This is a genomic window from Pseudomonas sp. ICMP 3272, assembly GCF_001466905.1.
Lineage (GTDB): Bacteria > Pseudomonadota > Gammaproteobacteria > Pseudomonadales > Pseudomonadaceae > Aquipseudomonas > Aquipseudomonas amygdali.
In genome coordinates this window covers 1-2,574 of record NZ_LKEK01000106.1, presented here as the reverse complement: position 1 = coordinate 2,574, position 2,574 = coordinate 1, and the positions used below count along the sequence as shown (strand labels likewise).

The window sequence follows — 2,574 nt, the reverse complement described above, 5'->3', positions numbered from 1 at the left end:
TGAACAATGACCAAGGCACACTGCGCAGCGACGGCACCCTGGATATGCGTGCGGCGTCCCTGAGCAACAACACCGGCAGCGTGACCAGTGCCGGCACGGCGTCAGTCAGCACGAGCGGTGCGGTGGTCAACCGCGGCGGGCAGATCCTAAGCGATTCAACCCTGACACTGACCAGCGCCAGTCTCGATAACAGCCAGAGCGGGCGTATTGCCGGTAATGGTCTGGCACTCACCACCGGTACCTTCGATAACCATCAGGACGGTCGCCTGACCAGTACCGGCGCACTCCAGTTGAATGCCGGGCTGGTCAACAACAGTGACGCCGGTCGTATTGCCAGCGCCATGGCCCTGACCGCAGTGGTCACCGGCCTGAACCAGACCAACGATGGCCGGTTGTACGGCAACGGTGATGTCAGCCTGGACCTGAGCAACGGCCTGCTGACTAACCAGGGCGGCCTGATCAACGCGCCGGGCCAGTTACTGCTGAAAAACCTTAGCGTGGTCAACAACCAGAGCGGTGAAATCTCCAGTGCCAATGGCTTCACGCTGGCCGCGACCACGCTGGATAACACCGAAGGTTCGGTGATCAGCGACAAAGCCTTGATCGTGCGTGTCGCCCAGTTGCTGACCAACCTGCGCGGTCTGATTTCCGCCAATGGCGTCAATTTGAGTGCAGCAACGCTGGACAATCGCAGTGCGGAAATTTCTAGTCTGAGCACCCTGACTGCCAACATCGGCCAGTTCGACAACAGCGCGAAAGGGCGTCTGCTGGCCAATGGCACAATGCTGCTGACAGCCGATAACCTGAATAACCAGAACGGCGTGGTTTCCGGACAGCAGGGCGTTCAGCTGAATCTGGGACAGCTGAACAACTCCGGCGCTGGCAGCGTTTATGCAAAAAACACACTGGGTTTGACTCTCACCGGGGCATCGAATAACGATCAGGGCGTACTGCGCAGTGACGGCACGCTGGACCTGAAAGCAGCTTCTCTGGCCAACACCGGCGGTCGAGTCACCAGCGCCGGTGCTGCCACATTGAAAGTCGATGCTGCCGTCGTCAACCAGGGCGGGCAGATCATCAGTGATGCAGGTCTGACGCTTTCCAGCGGCAGCCTGGATAACAGCCAGAGTGGTCGCATTGCGGGCAATGGCGTGGTGCTTACCACTGGCGCTTTCGACAACCATCAGGACGGCCGCCTGACCAGTACCGGCGCACTCCAGTTGAATGCAGGGCTGGTCAACAACAGCGATGCCGGTCGTATCGCCAGCGCCATGGCGCTGAGCGCTGTGGTCACCGGCCTGAATCAGACCAACGATGGCCGTCTGTATGGCAACAGCGACGTCAGCCTCGACCTGAGCAATGGCCTGCTGACTAACCAGGGCGGCCTGATCAATGCGCCGGGGCTGTTGCTGCTGAAAAACCTGAGCGTGGTCAACAACCAGAGCGGTGAAATCTCCAGCGCCAATGGCTTCACGCTGGCCGCGACCACGCTGGATAACACCGAAGGTTCGGTGATCAGCGACAAAGCCTTGATCGTGCGTGTCGCCCAGTTGCTGACCAACCTGCGCGGCCTGATTTCCGCCACCGGTGTCGAGCTGAGTGCCGCGACGCTGGACAACCGCAACGCGGAGCTCTCCAGCCTTGGAGAGCTGACCGCAACCGTCGGCCAGTTCGATAACAGTGGCAAGGGCCGTTTACTGGCTAATGGTGCGTTGCTGCTCAACGCCGACAGCCTGAACAACCAGAGCGCAGTGCAGTTGAACGTCGGGCAACTGATCAACACGGGCGGTGGCAGCGTCTACGCCAAAAACAGTCTGGGTTTGAAAGACACGGGCCTCCTCAACAACGATCAAGGGACATTGCGCAGCGATGGCACGCTGGTGTTGAGCGCCGCTTCTCTGGGCAATACTGCCGGCAGCGTCACCAGCTCCGGGGCCTCGTCCCTGACGGTCGATGGTTCGGTCGTGAACCGAGGCGGGCAGATTCTCGGCGATTCAACGCTGGTGCTCACCAGTGGCAGTCTCGACAACAGCCAGAACGGGCGTATCGCCAGCAATGGTCTGACACTCACCACCGGTACGTTCGACAACCAGCAAGGCGGCCGCCTGACCAGTACCGGAACCCTTCAGCTCGATGCCGGGCTGGTCAATAACAGTGACGCCGGGCGCATTGCCAGCGCCATGGCCCTGACGGCCGTGGTCACCGGTCTGAATCAGACCAACGACGGCCGTCTGTACAGCAACAGCGATGTCAGCCTCGATTTAAACAATGGCGTGCTGAACAACGACGGCGGTCTGATTACCGCGCCGGGCCAGTTGCTGCTGAAAAATCTCAATGCAGTCAGCAACCGCAGCGGTGAAATTTCCAGCGCCAACGGCTTCACCCTGACCGCTACGTCGCTGGACAACACCGCGGGCTCGGTGCTCAGCGACAAAGCGCTGATCGTGCGTGTCGACCAGTTGCTGACCAACCTGCGCGGTCTGGTGTCTGGCAACGGCATCGATCTGACAGCCAATGAGCTGAATAACAACAGCGGCAGCCTGAGCAGCGATGCCGACCTGCTGGTAAACGTCA

General features: G+C 60.3%; 1 protein-coding gene. It reads left to right on the top strand.

The annotated features are described in order from the left end of the window. The coding region (locus AO068_RS24345; RefSeq protein ID WP_442963740.1) for a beta strand repeat-containing protein at positions 1–2,574 on the top strand (2,574 nt) is incomplete at both ends.